The following is a 20596-nucleotide window of genomic DNA, read 5'->3' as shown; positions in this document are numbered from 1 at the left end:
AAATCGCGTATATCAGCACCCACGGCAAGACAAGGGCCACATCACCAAAGGTACGTTCACCGCTGACTCGGTGGGCAACGTTTACGTGGAAGGCCACGAAGACGAAATCCTCGCCCAGGAAGTCGACCACCAGATCGCCGCGCCCACCGACCCACAAAGCGGCCAGACATCTGGCCAGCGCGCGCATAAACCGCTGACGTTCACCAGTGCACTGAACAAAGCCTCACCGATGCTTTATCAAGCCCTGGCCACCGGCGAAATGCTGCCGACCGTCGAAGTGAAGTGGTTCCGCACCTCGGGCGACGGCAAGCAGGAGCACTTCTTCACCACCAGGCTCGAAGACGCCACCGTCGTCGACATTCACACCGTGCTGCCGCACGCGCAAAACAGCAGCAATGAAAACTACACCCAACTGATCAAGACCAGTCTGGCCTATCGCAAGGTCAGCTGGACCCACGTGGTGGCCGGTACCGAAGCCTCAGAGGACTGGCGCAAGCCAGCTTAATCGCCAACCGGAACGTTCCGCTGCGCAGGCGGCGGAATGTTCACTGACTCGATAATTTCCAGGAGGTTCTATGCCTGCCGTCGTTCTGGTCGGACACGACCACGATTGCCCTTTGTGTGGCCCCACCACCGTCAACAGCGGTACGCGCAACGTCACCGTAAACGGCCGCGCCGTCGCCCGTGTCGGCGACGCTCTGGGCTGCGGTGCCGTGATCATCAGCGACCACGCCCTCGTCCTTACCGACCACGTCGGCGGTCTGGGCACCATCGGCACACACACCGATTGACCGGTGATCTACCAGCCCATGGGGGGCGACGATTCCATGGAACCGGCGTTGACCCGCTTCCATCACACCGAACAAGTGCGTACTGCGCGCCGAAAGACCCGCAAGCCCTGCCCTCCTTCCCCTGCCCGCCCCGTGACTGGAACAACGAAGCAATGACGTTCAACCTCGCATGCCGTTTGGCGCCCAAAGTGCGGTGGCCTACGCAGATAGACCTGGAGTCACGCACCGCGCCTTGAACCTGCTCCCTCAGCGCGAAGCCTCTACACGACGATTGCCTGCCTAAGCGGCAGGCTGACGATTGCAAGCGGCGCTCACCCCATACCGGAACTATTCCAATACCGCCTCGAAAACCGATTGAACAAAACGCCCCGCCATAAAGATTCGGAAGAATCCTTCACCTTTCGTAGGACCAAGCAAACAAACTGCTCTACAACTGCGCTGTCGCGCCTGAACATTCCCGCCACTATTCTTCTGGATGCCACAAACGCCCTCAAAAATAAACATTCCGTAACCCATCAGATCCCCGCTACCAGGCTATTGCTGATAACTCCTTCAGCTACTTTCTGCACGAGCCTGTTCGTCATGACGTATGACTCATCTTGCACCCTGCCCCAGGATTGGCGCTGGATCGGCAAACTGACGCCGCCGCTGACGTTATTGACCTCAATGCCGCGTCAGGCACTGTTGGCCTCGTTAAAATCCCGGATTCAGGGCCCGCTGGTGCTGGTGATCGCGCCGCCCGGTTATGGAAAAACCACGCTATTGATGCAATGGCGTCAGGAGCTGCTGCGCCTTTCTTGCGCCACGCCAGTCGCCTGGTTATCCCTCGATGAGGCGGATACGGAACCCAATCGTTTTCTCGCGTATTTGATCCTTGCACTGGACCATGCGGGTATTGATCTAGGCCATTTGCGCACACTGGCTGAGTGCCAGTCGCTGGATACCCAGCCACACCGCACTATCACCGCCCTGCTCCATGCCCTGGCGCGAGAAAACCGGCAGGTCACGCTGCTGCTGGACGATTACCACAGTGCGGCAAACGCGCAGCTCGATCATTTGGTGCAAACCCTGCTGGAGCAGGTCGCCCCCTGGCTGCAATGGGTAGTGGCCAGTCGTACACGTCCCAAATGGCCGCTGGCGCGTTGGAAAACCATGGGCTGGGTGCATGAAGTGTCAGCGCGCGAGCTGACCCTTTCGCTTGCCGAAACCAACAGTATTTTTGGCACGGACCTTTCACAACCCGAGCTGCAGCACCTGCATGAAACAACCGAAGGCTGGGCTGTAGCCGTGCAATTGGCGCGGCTCTGGCGAGCCAGCGATAACGGCTCGCTCTACCGCCTGGAAGAGTTCTCCGGCCGGGTGAGCGATATGGCCGCGTACCTGACCGAACAAGTGGTCGAACGCTTGCCGTTGGACTGCCAATCCTTTCTGCTCGACACTGCGTTGCTTGAACGCTTCAACGCAGGGTTCGCCGATGCGGTTCGGGCGCGCGGGGACAGCGCGCAGTTGCTGGCGCAATTGAGCCACCTGGACGCGTTGCTGGTGCCGTTGGACGTCGGGCGTCAGTGGTTTCGTTACCACCGCTTGTTGCGTGACTTCCTGAGCCTGAGGATTGACGCCCAGGATGCCCAGCGGATTCACCGCTGCGCCGCCCAATGGCTGGCCCGGGAACGGGACTGGGTACAGGCGGTCAGCCATGCATTGCGCGCCGATGACAGCGCGCTCGCGGTGAGCCTGGTGGTACGTGCAGGCGGATGGGAAACCGTTCTGCACCACGGCATCCGCTACACGCAAAGTCTGCTGCAACAGTTCGACGAGTCCACCCTGCGCAACGATCCTGACCTTCTGCTGTTACAGGCCTATCTGCATGCCAAACTTGGCGATCATGTGCTGGCAGCTCACTTGCTGCAGTTGGCGCGTGGACTCTTCCAGGACAACCGACGCCTGGCGCGGGACTTTTATATCGTCCAAACCCTGGTAAACGCTTACTCCGATTACTTTCCAGACGACGCTGGCGAAGCGTTTGACCAGCAGCAGCTGCGCGCAGACGAACTCCTGACCCAGGCCACGCTGGAGTGCGTGCACACCCTCAAAGCCCTGACACGCGGCGATCTGCCCGGCGCGCTGAACACAATCCGCGCAGCGCATGACAAGATGCGCTTGATCAACAATCCACGCGGCGAAAACTACTGCCGTGTGCATGAGGCCCAGGTGCTCTCCCTGGCGGGACACATTCAACCGTCGAGCCGTATGGTCGATGAGGTGCTGAGGCTTACGAATAACCATTTTGGCAGTGAAAGCTCCGTCAGGGCGCTGGCGGGTTGCCTCAAGGCACAGCATCTGTATTTGCAAGGCGCCTGGGCTGAAACCACACCCTGGCTACGTGACGGCTGGGCGGCTGTCGAACACACCGATGGTTGGCTGGACATTGCCGCCGTAACCGCCGAAGTCGCCTGGCGCACGGCGTTGCGGGCGCACGGCGTACATGCCGCGTTGGTTGAGCTGGAAAAAGTCAATCAACTGGCCACCGCCCGCAACTGGCAACGGCTGATACGCCTGGTCAGCGCCTGGCGGGTGGATGTGCTGGTGCAGGGAGGATCGCTGGTGCAAGGTCGCCAGGAAGCATTGCGTAGCGATCTGGAAGACGTGGCGAGCAATACGGCACACTGGCGCAATCACGAAGCCGCCACCCTGGCGCTGGCCCGCTTGCAACTGGCAACCGGGAGTTCCAGCGCCGCATTGAGCCGGCTCAAACGCGCAAGCGAAACCCTGCAGGACAAGGGTTTATGCTTGCCTACCTGGCGTCTGCAAATACTGACCCTGGCGGCTTATCGCAATGGCCAGTTACCTGAGTCGCTCAGTGACCTGATGCAACCGCTGGCGCCCGTCATTGCACACGCCATCCCCGGCTTGTTGCTTGAAGCCGGCCCCTGCGTGCTGCCCGCCCTGGAAGCCTGTCCAGATCGTTTCCCCGGCCAGGCTGCCATCCTCACGCGCTTGCGCGGTTGGCGCGCGCACCCGGCACGCCCGCGTCTGCACTTTAGCGGCAAGGAAACCCACCTCCTCACATTGCTGGGCCACGGACAATCCAACAAAGCGATCGCACAGGCCCTGGATATCTCGGAAAACACCGTGAAATTCCATCTCAAGCATATATTTTCCAAACTTTCAGTGGACAACCGCACCGCCGCGATCAGCGCGGCCTTGCGTCTTGGCCTGCTTGATCCGCCGCTGTAACCCACCCCGCTACCCATCCGGGTAGGCCGCAAGCCACCCCCTGCGACCTACCCTCGCCGCCCGTGGCAGGGCACGTATATCCGCACCTAGCATCGGTCCTACCGGCGGGGGCAATCACTGTCTCCTGCCTTCCATAACAACAACTATTCCAGGAGTTGCCCGTGGGAAAGGACGGCAAAACTGTACGTGTAGCGACCGATGTCGGTGGAACGTTTACCGACCTGGTCTATTTCGAAAGCGATGCGGCCACCGGCCATCAACTCATTCGTACGGCCAAGGTCGACACCACGCCACCGAACTTTGCGCAGGGTGTGCTGAATGTGCTCCACAAGGCCGAGGTGGACTTGAACACCGTCGACTTTCTGGTCCACGGCACCACCGTGGTCATCAACGCGCTGACCGAGCGGCGCGGCGTGAAGACGGCCTTGATTACCACCCAGGGCTTTCGCGACATCCTGGAAATCGCCCGCGCCAATCGCCCGGACTACTTCAACCTGAAGTGGGTCAAACCGGCCCCCTTTGTACCGCGCTATCTTCGCCAGGAGGTCAGTGGCCGACTGCATACCGATGGCAGCGAGCGCGAGCCGCTGGATCTGTCACACCTGCCTGACATGCTGCGTACCTTTCGCGCAGACGGCGTGCAAGCCATCGCCATCTGCCTGTTGCACGCCTATGCCAATCCAGCCCATGAGCAAGCCGTGCTAAGCGAGGTACGGCGTCTTTGGCCAGAAGTGTCAGTCGTCGCCTCTCACCAAATCACCCGCGAATGGCGTGAATACGAACGCTCCAGCACCACCGTACTTTCGGCCTACGTGCAGCCTATCGCTGCGCGCTACCTGGACAATCTGGAAGCGGGCCTGCGAGAGGGCGGCTACCAACCCCCGCTGTACATCATGCAATCCAACTGCGGCGTCGACAGCGTCAAACATGCCCGTGATATCCCCATCACCATGGTCGAGTCAGGCCCGGCCAGTGGCTTCTGGGCGGCAGCCGAACTCGGACGGCTACTCGACGAACCCAATCTGCTGGCCCTCGACATCGGCGGTACCACGGCCAAATGCTCGCTGGTGCGCAACGGCCAGGTGTCGATCAAGACCGACTACTGGATCGAACGCAACCGCCTGAATGCCGGCTATCCGATCATGGTGCCTGTGGTCGATCTGGTAGAAATCGGCAACGGCGGCGGCTCCATCGCCTGGGTCGATGAATTCGACAAATTGCATGTCGGCCCCGAGTCTGCCGGTGCCCTGCCCGGCCCTGCCGCCTATGGCAACGGCGGCACTCAGGTCACGACCACCGACGCCAACCTGCTCTTGGGTCGAATCAATCCCGATTACTTTTGCGGCGGCGAACTGGTTGCCGATATGGCGGCGGTGCAGCGGGCTTTCGCTCAGTTGAGCAAGCGCCTGGCGCTGCCCATAGAGCAAGTGGCACGCGGCATTGTGCGCATCGCCAACGACAATATGGTCAATGCGTTGAAGCTGGTTTCGCTGAGCCGCGGTCATGACCCCCGCGAGTTGACCCTGGTCGCCTTTGGCGGCGGCGGCGCAATGCATGCGGTGGCGCTGGGCCAGGAACTGGGCGTCAGGAAAGTCATCGTACCGCGCGGCGCCTCGGTGTTCTCCGCCTGGGGCATGACCATGTCGGACCTGCGCCGCGATTTGTTTATCAATCGTTTTGTCGAGGCTGAACGCGACGGTGCGCTGGCGCAGACCCAGGTATTTCTTGAGGAATTGATGCTCAACGCCCGCGCGCAATTCATCAGCGAAGCCATCGCCCCGGAACAGGTCGACCTGCAGGTGTATTGCAAGTTGCGCTATCAGAACCAGGAGCATGCCGTCGAAGTTGCGCTGAACATCGGCGAGTCGCTGACCGAGCATTGGCCTGCCATCGCGCAGCGCTTCCATGCCCTCTATGAGCAGCACTACACCTACCGCCTGCAGGCGCCGCTGGAGGTGATTGGTTTCCACCTGGTGGCCGTTGCGCAGATCGGCAAGTTGAGCCTGCAAGCGCTGCCCAATACGGGCCGCACGCTGTTGGACGCGCACAAAGGCCAACGCCCGGTGGACTTTGCCCTGGAAGGGATCCACGACACGGCGATTTACGACTACGCCCTGCTTGAGCCGCAGATGCACTTGCGCGGCCCGGCCATTATCGAAGACGCCGGCTCCACCGTGGTGGTGCATCCGGGCAACCAGGTGCTGGTTGATCGGCTTGGCAACCTGCATATCACCCTGACCCAGGAAGGAGCAGCCTGATGAGCCACCTCGATGTGTTCACCCTGGATATTATCCAGAACTCCTTGCAGGCCATCGCCGACGAAATGTTCACGGCCATGCGCAAGGCGGCCATGAGCCCGATCATCTATGAAGTACTGGACATGGGCACCGGCATCACCGATGCCCAAGGCGAAATCGCCAGCTCCGGCGCGGGTATTCCGGCGTTTGTCGGGGTGCTCGATAAAGCGGTCAAACAGATCCTGCTGCAACACCCAACGCCTGGCGAGATCGAGGAAGGTGATGTGTTTATCACCAACGATCCCCACAGCGGCGGTGTCACCCATCTCAATGACGTGGTGCTGGCAATGCCGGTCTTTGCCGAGGGTCGCTTGCTGGCCTGGACTGCAAACATCGCCCACTGGAACGACGTCAGCGGCATGGTGCCAGGCTCGCTGTCGACCGAGGCCACGGAAATTTTCCAGGAGGGCCTGCGCCTGGCATCGGTGAAGCTGATCAGCCGAGGCCAGCCGATTCGTTCGGTGTTACAGATTCTGCGCTGCAACACACGGATGCCGGATTTCATGGAAGGCGACCTGTGGGCCGGCATCGCTGCCGTACGTGGCGGCGCCACACGCTTGCAGGTACTGAGTGGGAAATACGGCATCGAGGTGTTCCTTGCGGCGATGCAGGCCTTTATGGAGCTGGGCGAGAAAACCTCGCTGAGCGCGCTACGCAGCTTGCCGCCCGGGAGACTGCAAAAAGAGGAATTGCAGGACGACGGCAGCGTGTTCAAGGTTGCCATTCAGATCACCGAGCGCGAACTGATCATCGACCTGCGGGACAATCCCGACCAGTGCGCAGGCCCTACCAACCTGAGCCGCGATGGTGCAGTGGTCGCAGCACAGATGGCGTTCAAGGCGCTGACGGCGCCGCAAGGCGTGACCAATGGCGGCACGTTTCGCCCGTTGCGCGTACTGACCCGCCCCGGCTCGCTGTTCGATGCACGCCCCCCGCCGCCGAAGGCTTTTATTTCGAGAACCTGATCCGCGCCCACGACCTGATCCTGCGTTGCCTGGCCGAGCGTTTTCCGCAGCGCCTGCCCGCCGGCAACTTCGCCTCGGTGTGCGCCACCATCATCGGCGGCGTGCACCCCGACACCGGGCGGGCCTTCACCCTGGTGGAACCCGAGATCGGTGGCTGGGGCGCCGAGCCCGGGCGTGACGGTAATAACGCCGTGTACTCGGGCCTGCACGGCGAGACCTTCAACTGCCCTGTTGAGGTGTGTGAAGCCCGTTATGGCCTCTACGTCGAACGCATGGCCCTGAATGACGAGCCGGGTGGCCATGGGCAGTTCCGCGGAGGTCGCGGGATCTGCATCGACTACCGCGTTCGCGCCGATGCCAGCTTTCTGACCTGCGGCTACACCCGCGCCGTCATTCCGCCCTGGGGCCTGGAGCAAGGCCTGGAGGGCACGCCCAATTACATCGTAGTCGTCCGCCAGGATGGCGCGCACGAACGCTATGCGATGGCCAGCAGCATCAGCCTCAACGCAGGTGATCTGGTGCGGGTCCGCACCGGGGCCGGCGGTGGCTATGGCCTGCCGACAGACCGCGATCCGCAGGCGGTACGGGACGACGTGAAAAACGGCTACGTCGATGTCGACACCGCACGCTCGATCTATGGCGTGCAGCTTTGATCAAGCAACCCCATGTTTGCAGCCACGGTTCATACCCAGTGCCGCCAGGCCGAAGCGATCGAAAGCGCCAGGGCTTGATCGTTCATCTCACATAACAACAAGAGAGACTCATCATGTTTACACATCCTCTGTTGCGCCTCGGCGCAGGGCTTTTCTTCGCCTCCAGTCTGACCCTCGGAGCCACCGCCCGCGCCGAACAATTCATCGGTTTCGGCCAGCCGGGACTGCCCGGCAAGTGGGCGCTGGAATCATTTCCGGTGTTCAACCGTACCGCCGAAGGCAATGTGCGCGCCGGTGGCAATACCGTGCTGGCGTACTTCTCCGAAACAGGCTTTACCGACACAACGCGTGACCAGTTGCAGTTCTGGGTCGGCGCGATTCCGGGCTACTCCAGCAACAAGGATGCACGGGACGCCAGCCCATGGGGGATTGCTTCGCCCAATCTTGGATTTTCCTATTACTACAACGTGGTCGAACCCACCACCGAGTACGGATCGGACGACTACACCACCTTCTGGACCAACCCGACCCTGATGGTCGAGTTCCCCAATGGCAATGACGAAGTAGCCGGCTACGGCGCCTTCGCCAATCGCTATGCCGTGAGCTTCAGCCTCGCCAACTATCTGCGCGTCGGGCGCTTTGCGGCCACCTTCACACCCGTCGGCATTCATTACGCGGCACGTAACCGCAATGCCACAGACCCTGGCACGGGCGATCCGCAGCGCCTGCGTGGCGGCGTCAGCCTGTGGCTGGTCAACGTCGCTGCCGGCTACCTGGTCACCGATGATTTATGGCTGGGCGTGCATCACGTTTATCACATCAACAACACTGCCGCGTCTGACTTTGCTGAATCGCGAGTTGGAAAAATCGGCCCGTCCATGACGTACACCGGGTTTGCCCAACAAGGGTTCTACCTGTCTGCCAATCTGAATTTCGACTACTACCGCAGCGCCAACCTGTCTCGCTCCAATGAGCTGACCATGGCACTGGTGAAGTTTTTCTAGGCGCGTATTTACAAGGAATACAGCATGGACACTCATACCCTTGCCGCCCAGCCACAGGATGTTCCCGTCAGCGTGCGTTGGCTCAACCCCATCGGCTGCCCAACCTTCGACGCGCCGATTGCCGACTTGCTGCATGGCATCAAGCAACCGTCCACCCAAATCGAGGTGGTGTCGTTTGACATGCCACACAGCCCGACACACCTTGAATATCGCGCGTACGAAGCACTCACCTATGAGCGCACCCTGCGCATCGCGCGCGATTGCGGCCAACAGCACATCGACGCGCTGGTGATCGGCTGCTTCTACGATCCGGCCCTCGAAGATGCGCGGGAAATTTCCGGCGACACGATTGTCGTCGCGCCTTGCCAGGCCAGCCTGCAGGTGGTCGAGCACCTGGCCAATCGGTTTTCGATCATCGTAGGCCGCACCAAATGGATGGAGCAGATGCACGACAGGGTGCGCCGTTATGGCGCGGCGGACCGGCTTGCGTCGATGAGGCCGCTGGGTATGGGCGTCGATGAATTCCAGAAAGACCCGGCCGTCACCCGTCGCAGGATCATTGAGCAAGCCATGCTCGCCGTCGAAGAAGATGGCGCTGAAGCAATCGTGCTCGGCTGCACCATCGAATTCGGCTTCTTCGAACAGGTGCAGCGCGAAGTCGGTGTTCCAGTGATCGACCCGGTGGTGGCCGCCTTCAAGATGGCCGAGACCCTGGCCGGCATGAAGCGCCGGTTTGGCTGGTCACCCAGCCGGGTGGGTAGCTGCGAGCCGCCACCGGAAGCCGAAATGAAGGCGTTCGGGCTGTTTCAAGGGCCGGTGCCGATTGGCAATCGAGTCAAGGCGTAACCCTCTCTCACTGGGATAAACCACCATGAACACCACCCCTTCGACGCCCCTGATGGATGGCTATACGTCTAACCGGCAGGTGGGCGATGTCTTCAGGGATGTCCCCCTGACGCGCGAACACCTGAAGTGTTGCCTGGCGCTGTTCTTTTTGCTGGCGATCGAGGCCTGGGAGATGATGATCATCGTCTACACCGCGCCGTTGATCGCTCAGGACTTTGCCCTGGATGCAATCGCCGTGGGCAACCTGATTGGTGCCATGTTTATCGGCATGCTGCTGGGCGCGCTGCCGTGGGGCAATGTCGCTGAACGTATTGGCCGTAAAAAAGCGATCCTTTTGAGCCTGGTGCTCTACGGCATGATCTCGATGGCCAGTGCTTTTGCGCCCGACTACATCAGCCTGTACGCATTGCGCTTGCTATCCGGCATCGCCGTGGTGGGCATGATGGTGGTCATCTTTGCCCACTATCAGGAGCTGTTGCCCGTGCGACATCGCGGCGCGCTGACCGTCTACCTGGCCTCTGGCTGGCCGATCGGTATGCTGCTGGCACTTGGGGCAACCGTCTGGCTGATGCCTTGGGGATGGCGCGCAATCATCGTGTTGAGTTCATTGGGCAGCGTGTGGGCGTTGGTGATCGCGTATTGGGTACCGGAGTCGCCGTACTGGCTGGCCAGGGTTGGCCGTCAAGCCCAGGCGCGAAAGGTGATCGAACGTCTCAGCCGTGGCGCGGTGCAAGTACCCGAAGACTGCCAGTTAGGGGTCGACCAGACGACCCAGGGCCGGCAACGGGACCTGTTCACTGCGCCGATGCTGAAGATCAGCACCCTGCAGATACTCGTCAATTTCACCTTTTCCTGGGGTTACTGGGGCCTGCAGACCTGGCTGCCGACCCTGCTGCAACAGCGCGGCCTGAGCCTGCCGCAAAGTTATGGTTTTATCGCATTGTCGGCGGTGTGCATGATCCCGGGCTACATGGCCGCCTCCTGGCTGACCCACCGCTTCGGGCGCAAAAAGATCCTCGTTACGTTCATCAGTGCCGCAGTGCTGGCGGGCTATGGCTTTGCCAATTCACAATCTCTGGAGATGCTCTATCTGAGCAACTTCGCACTGGCGTTTTTCAGCCTTGGCGCCTGGGGGGTCTGGGGAACGTGGGTGTCGGAACTGTACCCCACGCCATTGCGCACGCTGGGCTATGGCTGGGCGATCTTTGCCCAGCGCGTGGCCAATATACTCGCGCCCTCACTGATAGGCGCGCTGGTGGCCTATGGCGCGTCGTTCAACGTGACCACCACCTTCATAAATGCCTTTATGTTGGTTTCTGTGCTGCTGGTGGTATTTATCCCGGAAACCGAGGGCGAGGCATTGCGTTGATCGGCATGCATTTATCGCTGTTTCCCGATCGACAGCGCGCCCTTGCCCGACAGCGCGCTGCAGAGCCGGGCCGTTTGAATAGAGCGCTCCCGCACCCTGCGGGGAGCTCTCACTTTAGAAACGGAATTCATCATGAATACCTGTTTACCGGGCAAACGGCTGGTGTTTCCAATGCAGCGCGGCCCCTTCCAGAATAACGGCGCCACACCGTGGTATTCGACCATCGCGCTGGGTACACCGGGTCAGCCGTTGAAGCTGGCCATCGACAGCGGGACCAATATCACCTGGGTGACCTCGACACTGTGCCCACCCGATCAATGCACTCACTTTGGCACGGGCCGGTTCGACTATCGGGCGTCGAGCAGTTTTACCTTCACCGATTGCCTGCAGCGCCCCTACAGCTTTGGTCCCTGGGGCACCATGCAGATTGAATCAGCCTCGGACGTACTGAACACGCCCACCGGCGCTACCTTGCCAATGAAGCTGTTCCTCGCGACGGGCTATGGCGGCGCACAGTTCAAACAACTGGACTGGGATGGCGGTATTGGCCTGCCGTGCAGCAGCGCCTATGTCGAAGGCCGCAGCTCATTCCTGTTTCAGGAGCTGCTGCGCAGCGGACAGCTCGACCCTACCCATCCCTACGTAGCCTTCGATTGGAACGCGAATGATCGAGAAGGCACCTGCCAAATGGGCGCCATCGATGAATCCAAAACCCACGGGCCGCATGTGTTTCTGCCGTGGTCGGTGTACAGCAAAGTGCCGGGCGTGGAGTACATCTGGTCTGCCGACCTGAAGTCCTATTCGGTGGGCGATGAAACACTGGCCACCGACGTCACGTTCGCGCTGGACTCTGGCTCCTCACAGTTCAAAGGGGATGACCGCATCATGCAGCAAACCCTGGCGCGGATTGCCCGTGGGGGGAGTCCTGCGGTCGTGCTGGGATTTGCCGAAGGTGAAATCACCCTGGGGGCGCAGTTGTACAACGTGCTGATCGAAGAAGGCCCCGACAAGGGCAAGACGCTGCCACAGTTTGCGCCGCTGGGGTTGGCGGACCTGGTACTGGTTGGCTCACTGGTCATGGAGCATTGCTATACCGTACATGAATACCAGGTCGTGAAATGCGGGCATGAGGTGTACTCGTTGGCACCGGTGGGAATCTGGTTGTTCAACCGGCCGGACGGGCCGCAGATCATCACGCGATCTTCCTCGCGTCGTTTTATTGCGGGCGCACGATCGGTGGCGACCGGCAAGGTCACCCTTCCCGCTCGCGCCGTTCAACCACTGCGTTCGACGTCTGTAGCGGGCACCTGGAAAAATGACTATGGATCAGTCATGACGCTTACCGTCACAGGCAACCAGATTTCGGGAATTTACCAGTCGTCCACCGGGTCCACCGGCCAGTACGCAGTAACAGGCTACCAATCAAGCTCTGCGGCGGCATCGAATCAAGGCCGGCCCGTCGCACTCGCCATCGACTGGCATTCCTTGGGTAACGAACCGGCGGACCCAAGCTGGAACTGGACATCCGGGCTCTGTGGCCAAATCAGTCTTGTGGAACATGAAGAGGTGCTGGAGCTCTCGCACCTGCTGGTGGCTAGCAGTGACTTTCCGGGGTTGGCGCAACAGGGTACCTACGTCGACAAGTTGCGCTATCGTCGGTGCAGCCCTGGCGTGACAGAGCGCCAGGACGCAAACAGCTTCCTTCAGGCGAAGATCGATAACCCATTAACCGGCCGTTGGATGACACCTGATGCAAACGTGCTGACGCTGACTGTAGAGGCGCAGAGCAAAGGCCGCCTTGGCCGCGTGACTGGCAAGCTGTCAGGCCCTGCAGGGGCGATGGAGGTGTCCGGGTTCACCGACATCTGTGCTGTTGAAAGTGGGCTCACACTGCAATCGACAGCAATCACTGCTGCGCAGGAAACCGGCGTACTGTCGTTGTGCGGCACGCTGGATTTGAAGAGCGACGTGCTTGAACTGTCAATCCTGACCTGCACGCCAACAGCGCCAACCCTGACCTATGTACAGACACGGTTGTCGTCAGCCACGTTCAAGCGGATCGGTGTTTATCAGTAGGTCGGGCGGAGTCAGCAGCCGATGCTCGTCTGGCGACCTGAGGGGATCAGCGATATCGTATTGAACGATGAAACAATGTGTCCCCCTCTGCGCCTCGCGCCGCCGCGGCGGGCTTCCCAATATGGCTCCCCCGCCCTGGTACCGGATAGTCTGTTGCACAGTTTCACCCAGCTGACAATCAATGCATCGCCGGCTACCGTTAGTGCAACGAAGACCTGCACGCCGTCACCGCTGTAGCTGTTTGGCGCTGACGGTTTATTTGTTTAGTCTTGTCCTTATTACGGCTACTTTAACGGGAGTTCCGGGGTGATCAAACCGATGAAGCTGCTACGCCGGGGCTTCGCCTCCATGCGTTGGCGCACCAGAGTCACGCTATGGATTGCAGCAACCATTTCGGGCCTGTTGGTGGTGGCTTTTACAAGGATGGCCGACATGGCCCTGGCGCAGTTTGCTCAACAGACCGCTGAGCGAGCGTGGCTGCCTCTTGTTTACACCCCGCTGATCGGCATGTTCATAGTTTGGTTGACGACGCGTTTTTTCGCAGGCGCCCAAGGCAGCGGAATTCCGCAAGTAATCGCCGCGACACGCCTTGTGCGTCAGGGTAAAGCTATTAACCAACTGGTTTCACTGCGCATTGCTTTTGCCAAGATAAGCCTTGGGAGTCTGGCGCTGACGGGCGGCTTTTCAGCGGGACGCGAGGGCCCCTCAGTTCAGGTGGCGGCATCCATCATGCATTTCTTTCACCGCTTCCTACCTAGTGCGCGGATCGTACGCAGCGAGGATCTCATTCTGGCGGGAGGCGCAGCGGGTATCGCAGCCGCATTCAATACGCCACTCGCAGGAATTGCCTTTGCGGTAGAAGAACTGGGACGCAAGCTGGAAACTCGCACCAGCGGCGTTCTTCTCAGCACCATTATCCTGTCCGGGATGGTCGCCATTGCCTTGCAGGGCAACTATAACTATTTCGGTCACTTCGGCGTTCAGGACATCAACGTCGACATCATCATGCCCGCGTTGGTAATCGCAATTGGATGCGGGCTATTGGGTGGTTTGTTCAGCCGAATGTTGTTATGGCCACAGCGTCACCCACATTTCGTCATGTGGCGATGGCGGCGCCTGCATCCGGTGTGGTTTGCCGGTATCTGCGGATTGATCGTTGCCCTATTGGGCTGGCTGAGCGGCGGAATGTCATTCGGCAGCGGTTACGGCATTACTTCTCAGGTCATCGCCTCCGATATTGTCCTGCCATGGCACGCACCCGTTACGCGTTTCCTGGCGACTGTAGTGACCTATTTTTCGGGTATCCCTGGTGGGATTTTTGCCCCTTCACTGGCTGTAGGGGCCGCAGTCGGCGCCAATGCCGCAGAGTTTTTCCAGCTGGCACCGCAGCCGACTATTGCACTCTGCATGGTTGGTTTTCTAGCCGCTGTAACTCAGTCGCCGATCACTTGCGCAATCATCGTGATGGAGATGATTGATAGTCACAGTATGGTGATCAGCCTCATGGCGGTTGCCTTGGTTGCCAAGGCCGTCAGTTCAAGAATGGGGCCTGAGTTGTATCAGCAATTAGCGCGAGGCTTTCTCCAGACCGTAGAACCGCATTCCACGCCAACGAGTCCGGCCCGATAGGCTTTACTGGGGCATCATTCCATCAGCCTGACCGTTGGCCGCTCACGCTCGTCCAAGCGTACGAAATGCGCACTCATACGCAGGTACCCACTAATTTCAGGCTGCTCACACCTTCCTGCGCCTTGAGCAGCGCGGCACTGGTGTGGTGGCAAAGAATCTCACTGCCGCCGACGATGTTGACGCGCGGTGGCGCGCTACGATTGCACAGGGCGTCGATGCGCACCGGGCAGCGGTCGAGAAACGGACAGAGGTTCGCCACGTTTACCGGCTCGCCGATCGGCGGCAGCCCGCCTATAGCGGCCCCGCAGGTTTCCAGCCAGCCCTGGCGCAACTCCGGCACCGAACTGGTCAACAGGTTGGTGTAGGGGTGGAACGGTGCCTGGACGAACGCCTGCTGATCGCCGGCCTCGACCTTGTAGCCGCTGTACATCACCACTATGTCGTCGCACAGCGCACGTACGGTGGAGATGTCATGGCTAATGAACAGGTAAGAGACCCCCAGTTCGCGGCGCAGGTCGCGCAACAGTTCGAGAATCGCAGCGCCCACCACGGTATCCAGCGCCGAGGTAACTTCGTCACAGAGGATCAGATCCGGCTCCGCCGCCAGCGCCCGCGCCAGGTTGACGCGTTGCTTCTGGCCGCCGGACAACTCGCCGGGCCGGCGTTGCGCGATGCTGGCCGGCAACTGCACCAGCGCCAGCAATTCGGCGACCCGACGCTGCTGCTGCGCGCCGCTCATACCGTGATAGAAACGTAGCGGGCGACCGAGGATCTGTTCAATGCTGTGGGTTGGGTTCAGCGCCGTATCGGCGTTCTGGAAGACGAACTGAATACGCCGGAACTGCTCGCGGGTACGCTTCGCCAGCGTCCTGCTGAGCGGCTGGCCGTCCAGCAGGATACGTCCGGCCGACGTTGGCGCCAGGCCGGCGATGGCCTGCGCCAGGGTGGTTTTCCCCGACCCCGACTCGCCGATCACGCCGACCGCTGCGCCGCGGCGGATCTTCAGATCGACATTCTGCAGCACCTTCTTGGTGCCGTAGCAAATCTCCAGGCCGTGGATGTCGAGCAACACATCCTCTTGCACCGAAGCGGCCTCTTGTACACCTGTTTCCAGGCGCGCCGCCGGCCTTATCGCGGCCAGCAGGCTGCGGGTATAGGGGTGTTCCGGCGCAGCCAGGATCTGTTTGGTCGCGTTGTTTTCCTGAATCTGGCCGTCGCGCAGCACGACGATGCGGTCGGCCATCTGCGCCACCACCGCCAGATCGTGGGAGACGTAAATGGCCGTGGTGCCGCGTTCGCGTACCACCTTTTTGAACGCCCGCAGCACTTCAATCTGGGTCGTGACATCCAACGCCGTGGTCGGCTCATCCAGAATCACCAGGGCCGGATCGGTTATCAGCGCCATCGCCGCCATCAGCCGCTGCAGTTGCCCACCCGAGACCTGGTGCGGATAGCGCGCGCCGATGCGTTCCGGTTCCGGCAGCGCCAGCTCGTGGAACAGCTCGACGGCCTTGGCCTGCGCCTGCTTGCGCGACAAAACGCCGTGGATCAGCGCGCTTTCGATCACCTGCTCCATGATGCTTTTGGACGGATTGAATGCCGCAGCCGCGCTCTGCGCGATATACGCCACGGTGCGCCCGCGCAGCTTTGCCAGCTCGCCATTGGACAGTGTGAGCACGTCGACATCGCCGACCCGTATCGAGCCGCCGACGATACGGCAACCCGAGCGGGCATAACCCATCAGCGACAGCGCTATGGTGCTCTTGCCGGAACCGGACTCGCCGATCAGCGCCAGCACTTCACCTTTTTTCAGGCTGAAATCGGCACCGTGCACTATGGGTACATCGATGCCCTCTTCGTTACGTGCGACCACACGCAGGCCACTTACCCGGACGATTTCGTTCATCTCACTTCTCCATCCAGCGCTTGGATCGGCCGCCGAAGCTGTCGATGAGCAGGTTGACCCCCATAGTCAGGGTGGCTATGGCGACCGCCGGAACCAGCACGGCCGGGGCGCCCGCCGAAAGGCCGTCGATGTTTTCCCGCACCAGCGACCCCCAGTCGGCGTCCGGTGGCTGCACGCCCAGCCCAAGGAAACTCATGGCGCTGAGCAGCAGCACCACGTAGACGAAGCGCAGACCGAAGTCGGTCAGCACCGGGCGCAGCATGTTCGGCAGCACTTCGCGGAAGATGATGTAGGGCATGGCTTCGCCGCGAGTACGCACAACCTGGACAAAGTCCATGGTCATGACGTTTACCGCCACTGCACGCGCCATCCGGAAGGCCCCCGGCATATAGGCGAATGCTGCCATCAGCAACAACAGCGGCACCGAGGAGCCGAACGTGGCCACTATCAGCAGGGCAAAAATCTTGTTTGGAATCGCGATCAGCGCATCCTGGGTACGACTTATGAATGCATCGACCCAGCCACCGGCCGCAGCCGCCACCAGCGCCAGTACGACGCCAGCCGTGCAGGCCATCACTGTGGCCGCCAACGCCACACCGATGGTGAAAGGCGCGCCGTGCAATAAGCGGCTGAGGATATCCCGCCCCAGGTAGTCAGTACCCAAGGGGAACGCCAGGCTAAGCGGGCCGAAGTAATCGTCACTGATCATGGCGTTGGCATCGTAAGGCGCCAACAGGGGCCCGGCGACGGCCATCAGCGCCCAGAAGGTCACGATCAGCAGGCCGATGACGCCGCTGACAGACAGCGAGAGCCGCCGCCGACGTGCTCGCAGCGGCGGGTTCGTACCATCCTGCTTGTGGCCGTTAAGTGAAATACTGTTCGGTTTCATTTGCGCAGCCTCGGGTTGGACAGGATTGCACAGAGGTCAGCCAGCAGAACCAGCACCAGAAAACCCAGGCTAAACAACATCACGCATGCCTGTATCAACGGCATGTCACGCGTGACTACACCGTTTACCATCAGCGTCGCTACACCCGGATAGTTGAAGATCGACTCGACTATGACCACGCCCCCCAACAGGTACGACAGGCTCAGCGCTATGGCGTTGGCGATCGGCCCTATCGCATTGGGCAATGCATGACGAAGCACTACCCGTATCGGCCCTGCCCCTTTGAGCATTGCCATTTCGACGTAGGAGGCGCTGAGCTGATCGACCACTGCGGCCCGCGTCATGCGTGCCATCTGCGCCGTCAGTACGCAGCACAGCGTCAACACCGGCAACGCATAGACTTGAACCAGTTCGCCAAACGACTCAGTCTGGACGTTACGCGACAGCGCCGGCAGCCAGCCGAGCTTGACCGCCAGGATCAGTACCGCGACGGTGGCGATCAGGAACTCCGGCACGGAGACGGCGAACACCGTCAGCATGTTGCTGTAACGGTCGAAGATCGAGCCGCGGTACATCGCTGACAGAATGCCTATGGCCAACGCCAGCGGCACCGAGAACAACGCGGCGATCGCTCCCAGTTTCAGGGTATTGGGCAGCCGGCTGGCGATCATCTCGTCCACCGGCATTCCGTTGACCAGGGAAACGCCAGGATTACCGGTGATCAGCCCGCCCAGCCAGTTCACGTAACGCAGGTGCACGGGTAGATCCAGACCCAACTGCGCGCGCAGCGCCGCCAGCACTTCTGGCGTTGCCTCTTGGCCGAGCTGTTCCTGGACCGCGTCACCCGGTAGCAGGCTGGTGAGGAAAAACACCACGAGCGAGACGAAAAGCAGCGTGATCACGCCTACAGCCAATCGACCACCCACCAAGCGTGCAACAGTACCGTTCATAATTCATACCTTCGCTTAGTGCCGCCCGCATGAGCAGCAGGCGACACCCTGGTTATCGAGCTCTCGTTTTTCCAATCGCTCAGGCATCCAGCCAGACGTTCTCTGCGAACATGTAACCCATCATCCCACCGAGTGGATGAGGGGTAAGTCCTTTCAACTTGATGTTGTGGCCATCGAGGCTGCTGTTGAACTGCGCAATACCAACGCCGCAGTGTTCATTCACCAACACCTGCATATCGCCATACATTTGCTTGCGTTTGGCGTCGTCAGTCTCACCGCGCGCGGCGACCAGCAACTGGTCGAACTGTTCGTTCTTCCACCCCGATTCGTTCATGCCGGCGCTGGACTGGTAGAACAGGCTGAACATCAGGTCGACGGTCGGGCGCGCGCCGATGTTGCCGAAGTACAACGGGTGCTTCATCCAGTGACTGGACCAGTAACCATCCGCTGGCATCCGTTTGATATCCAGCTTGAGGCCGATCTGTTGCCCCGAGAGCTGCAGCAACTGCGCGATGTCTACCGAGCCCGTAGCGGCATCGGAACACACAAGGGGCAAGGGACGTCCGGCCATGCCAGATTTCTGCAGGTGGAACTTGGCCTTATCCAGGTCGTACTCACGTTGTGGCAGACCGGCGAAGTAGTAACGATTGCTGGGGGCGACCGGCTGGTCGTTGGCGATCACGCCGTAGCCCCGGAAAGCAACCCGATTGATCTGTTTGCGATCTTGCAGATACTTCATCGCCAGGACGAAGTCCGGGTTCTGCACCGGGCCCAGATTGTCGCGCAGCCCAAGGTTGGTATAGCCACCGGTCGCGGTCTCCATCAACGCTACCTTGGGGCTTTCCTGGATGCGCGCCACCGAACGCGGATTGATCGGGTTGATCAGGTCCACATCACCGGCAAGCAGGGCACTGATACGAGCAGCCTCGTCGGGAATCGAAAAGAACTCGATCTCGTCGAGGTAGGGCAGGCCCGGCTTCCAATAGCTGGCGTTGCGCGCGCTGATCGAGCGCACGCCTGGCTGGAACTGCGCACACTTGAAAGGCCCGGTGCCGTTGGCGATGGCGAAGTCGGTGGTACCGTCACGCACGATAAGAAAATAAGTAGTGGCGAGGATTGCCGGCAGGTCGGCGTTCGGGCTGACCAGGCGGACCTGCACCTCATGTGGGCCAACGGCCTTCACTTCGTCTAACTGCTGCGCAATGGCTACCACCCTTGAGCCAGTCTCCGGCAGCTTGTGGCGGGTCAACGAATAGACGACGTCGGCCGAGGTGAATGGCTTGCCATCGTGGAACACGACATCCTTGCGCAGCTTGATGGTCCAAGAGGACGCATCACTTGTATCGAACGACTCCGCCAGAGCCATGCGCGGCGTCAGTTGCGCGTCCAGGACCGTCAAACCGTTATAGAACATGTTGTGCCGACAGTAGTCGGTGTAGTTCGCGCCCTTCGCCGGATCCAGTGTATCGGCGGTCGAGCTGGTCGAAGTGGCGACCTTGATGCGGCCACCCTGCCTGCCTTTATCCGTGCTTGCGGAAGTTGCGGAGGTTGCGGCGAACACTTGGCCGGCCGAACCGAACAGGCTGCCCGAGCCCGCGGCAGCAATCCCGGCGACCCCCAGCATGCGCAAGGCATCACGACGCGACATTCCACGATTGAGCCCTTCAAAAACACGCAGGCTTTCCTGGCCTGTGATCAGTTGGGAATCGACTTTGTTTTTATCGTAAGTCATATCGGTTCTACCTTTTGAAGGTTCTAAGGTTCGAATGCTCCCGCATTGCCGAAGCGTTTTTGCAACGTGACGCAACTGCATGAATTAGGCAGACGGCATTGCGGCCGCGCTCAACCCATGGCCTGGCTGAGGATCGCGTATTGCTTGACCGTGCCGTCCGATACCGGTGCCTGGCCGCGCACCATGCGCACCGAGGGCCCGACCAGTGCAAGCCCGAGGCTTTGGACGTGCACCATTCGCAGGATCCTGGCC

The 20596-nt window shown here is 60.6% G+C and carries 14 protein-coding genes and 1 pseudogene; 10 read left to right on the top strand and 5 right to left on the bottom strand.

Annotated elements, in window-relative coordinates; genetic code table 11:
• Window positions 1-70: 70 nt before the first annotated feature.
• From VRB54_RS09265 to VRB54_RS09215, 10 genes and pseudogenes are all read left to right on the top strand, one after another.
• Complete coding sequence (locus VRB54_RS09265) at window positions 71-505, top strand: Hcp family type VI secretion system effector (RefSeq protein WP_338480493.1); 435 nt, start codon at window positions 71-73, stop codon at window positions 503-505.
• A 70-nt stretch (window positions 506-575) separates the two neighbouring features.
• Window positions 576-791, top strand: coding sequence for a PAAR domain-containing protein (locus VRB54_RS09260; protein WP_338480492.1), 216 nt, complete (start codon window positions 576-578; stop codon window positions 789-791).
• 582 nt (window positions 792-1373) lie between these two features.
• Complete coding sequence (locus VRB54_RS09255; RefSeq protein WP_338480491.1) at window positions 1374-4028, top strand: LuxR C-terminal-related transcriptional regulator; 2655 nt, start codon at window positions 1374-1376, stop codon at window positions 4026-4028.
• Window positions 4029-4189: 161 nt separating this feature from the next.
• Window positions 4190-6286 carry a hydantoinase/oxoprolinase family protein gene (locus tag VRB54_RS09250; protein ID WP_338480490.1) on the top strand — a complete coding sequence of 699 codons (2097 nt, stop codon included), beginning with the start codon at window positions 4190-4192 and terminating at the stop codon, window positions 6284-6286.
• Window positions 6286-7943 (top strand): annotated as a pseudogene (locus VRB54_RS24510) (hydantoinase B/oxoprolinase family protein). Before VRB54_RS09250 ends, VRB54_RS24510 begins: the two are co-directional and overlap by 1 nt.
• Before the next feature lie 113 nt (window positions 7944-8056).
• A complete protein-coding gene (locus tag VRB54_RS09235; RefSeq protein WP_338480488.1) occupies window positions 8057-8947 on the top strand; it encodes a hypothetical protein in 891 nt (296 codons plus the stop codon).
• 24 nt (window positions 8948-8971) lie between these two features.
• Entirely contained in the window at window positions 8972-9793 is an 822-nt protein-coding gene (locus VRB54_RS09230) for an aspartate/glutamate racemase family protein (protein ID WP_338480487.1), read from the top strand.
• Window positions 9794-9818: 25 nt separating this feature from the next.
• Window positions 9819-11162: an MFS transporter gene (locus tag VRB54_RS09225; RefSeq protein ID WP_338480486.1), complete on the top strand. Its 1344-nt coding sequence runs from the start codon at window positions 9819-9821 to the stop codon at window positions 11160-11162.
• Between the two features lie 132 nt (window positions 11163-11294).
• A complete protein-coding gene (locus VRB54_RS09220) occupies window positions 11295-13238 on the top strand; it encodes an avidin/streptavidin family protein (protein WP_338480485.1) in 1944 nt (647 codons plus the stop codon).
• Window positions 13239-13544: 306 nt separating this feature from the next.
• A complete protein-coding gene (locus tag VRB54_RS09215; RefSeq protein ID WP_338480483.1) occupies window positions 13545-14867 on the top strand; it encodes a chloride channel protein in 1323 nt (440 codons plus the stop codon).
• A gap of 73 nt (window positions 14868-14940) precedes the next feature.
• Here the strand turns inward: VRB54_RS09215 and VRB54_RS09210 are convergent, their stop codons facing one another.
• The 5 genes from VRB54_RS09210 to VRB54_RS09190 all read right to left on the bottom strand — a co-directional run bounded on the left by VRB54_RS09210 (window position 14941) and on the right by VRB54_RS09190 (window position 20580).
• Window positions 14941-16773 (bottom strand): ABC transporter ATP-binding protein, encoded by a 1833-nt coding sequence (locus tag VRB54_RS09210; protein ID WP_338480481.1) that lies wholly within the window; start codon window positions 16771-16773, stop codon window positions 14941-14943.
• Between the two features lies 1 nt (window position 16774).
• Window positions 16775-17662, bottom strand: a complete 888-nt coding sequence (locus tag VRB54_RS09205) for an ABC transporter permease (protein WP_338480479.1) — start codon at window positions 17660-17662, stop codon at window positions 16775-16777.
• Window positions 17659-18612 (bottom strand): ABC transporter permease, encoded by a 954-nt coding sequence (locus tag VRB54_RS09200; RefSeq protein ID WP_338480478.1) that lies wholly within the window; start codon window positions 18610-18612, stop codon window positions 17659-17661. The genes VRB54_RS09205 and VRB54_RS09200 overlap by 4 nt, the downstream gene beginning before the upstream one ends.
• A 79-nt stretch (window positions 18613-18691) precedes the next feature.
• The gene (locus VRB54_RS09195; protein ID WP_338480476.1) at window positions 18692-20344 is read right to left on the bottom strand and encodes an ABC transporter substrate-binding protein; all 1653 of its coding nucleotides are present in this window, start codon (window positions 20342-20344) and stop codon (window positions 18692-18694) included.
• 110 nt (window positions 20345-20454) lie between these two features.
• The gene (locus VRB54_RS09190; protein ID WP_338480475.1) at window positions 20455-20580 is read right to left on the bottom strand and encodes a hypothetical protein; all 126 of its coding nucleotides are present in this window, start codon (window positions 20578-20580) and stop codon (window positions 20455-20457) included.
• Between the last annotated feature and the right edge of the window lie 16 nt (window positions 20581-20596).

The organism is Pseudomonas trivialis (assembly GCF_036864995.1).
Lineage (GTDB): Bacteria > Pseudomonadota > Gammaproteobacteria > Pseudomonadales > Pseudomonadaceae > Aquipseudomonas > Aquipseudomonas trivialis.
The sequence above is the reverse complement of the archived record's forward strand: the minus strand, read 5'-3'. Positions and strand labels throughout refer to the sequence as shown.

Excerpts from the sequence above, each read along its gene's own strand:
- VRB54_RS09255 (WP_338480491.1), top strand. The coding sequence starts at position 1,374 with ATGACGTATGACTCATCTTGCACCCTGCCCCAGGATTGGCGCTGGATC.
- VRB54_RS09260 (WP_338480492.1), top strand. The coding sequence starts at position 576 with ATGCCTGCCGTCGTTCTGGTCGGACACGACCACGATTGCCCTTTGTGT.
- VRB54_RS09220 (WP_338480485.1), top strand. The coding sequence starts at position 11,295 with ATGAATACCTGTTTACCGGGCAAACGGCTGGTGTTTCCAATGCAGCGC.
- VRB54_RS09205 (WP_338480479.1), bottom strand. The coding sequence starts at position 17,662 with ATGAAACCGAACAGTATTTCACTTAACGGCCACAAGCAGGATGGTACG.
- VRB54_RS09200 (WP_338480478.1), bottom strand. The coding sequence starts at position 18,612 with ATGAACGGTACTGTTGCACGCTTGGTGGGTGGTCGATTGGCTGTAGGC.
- VRB54_RS09190 (WP_338480475.1), bottom strand. The coding sequence starts at position 20,580 with ATGGTGCACGTCCAAAGCCTCGGGCTTGCACTGGTCGGGCCCTCGGTG.
- VRB54_RS09235 (WP_338480488.1), top strand. The coding sequence starts at position 8,057 with ATGTTTACACATCCTCTGTTGCGCCTCGGCGCAGGGCTTTTCTTCGCC.
- VRB54_RS09195 (WP_338480476.1), bottom strand. The coding sequence starts at position 20,344 with ATGACTTACGATAAAAACAAAGTCGATTCCCAACTGATCACAGGCCAG.
- VRB54_RS09210 (WP_338480481.1), bottom strand. The coding sequence starts at position 16,773 with ATGAACGAAATCGTCCGGGTAAGTGGCCTGCGTGTGGTCGCACGTAAC.
- VRB54_RS09225 (WP_338480486.1), top strand. The coding sequence starts at position 9,819 with ATGAACACCACCCCTTCGACGCCCCTGATGGATGGCTATACGTCTAAC.
- VRB54_RS09230 (WP_338480487.1), top strand. The coding sequence starts at position 8,972 with ATGGACACTCATACCCTTGCCGCCCAGCCACAGGATGTTCCCGTCAGC.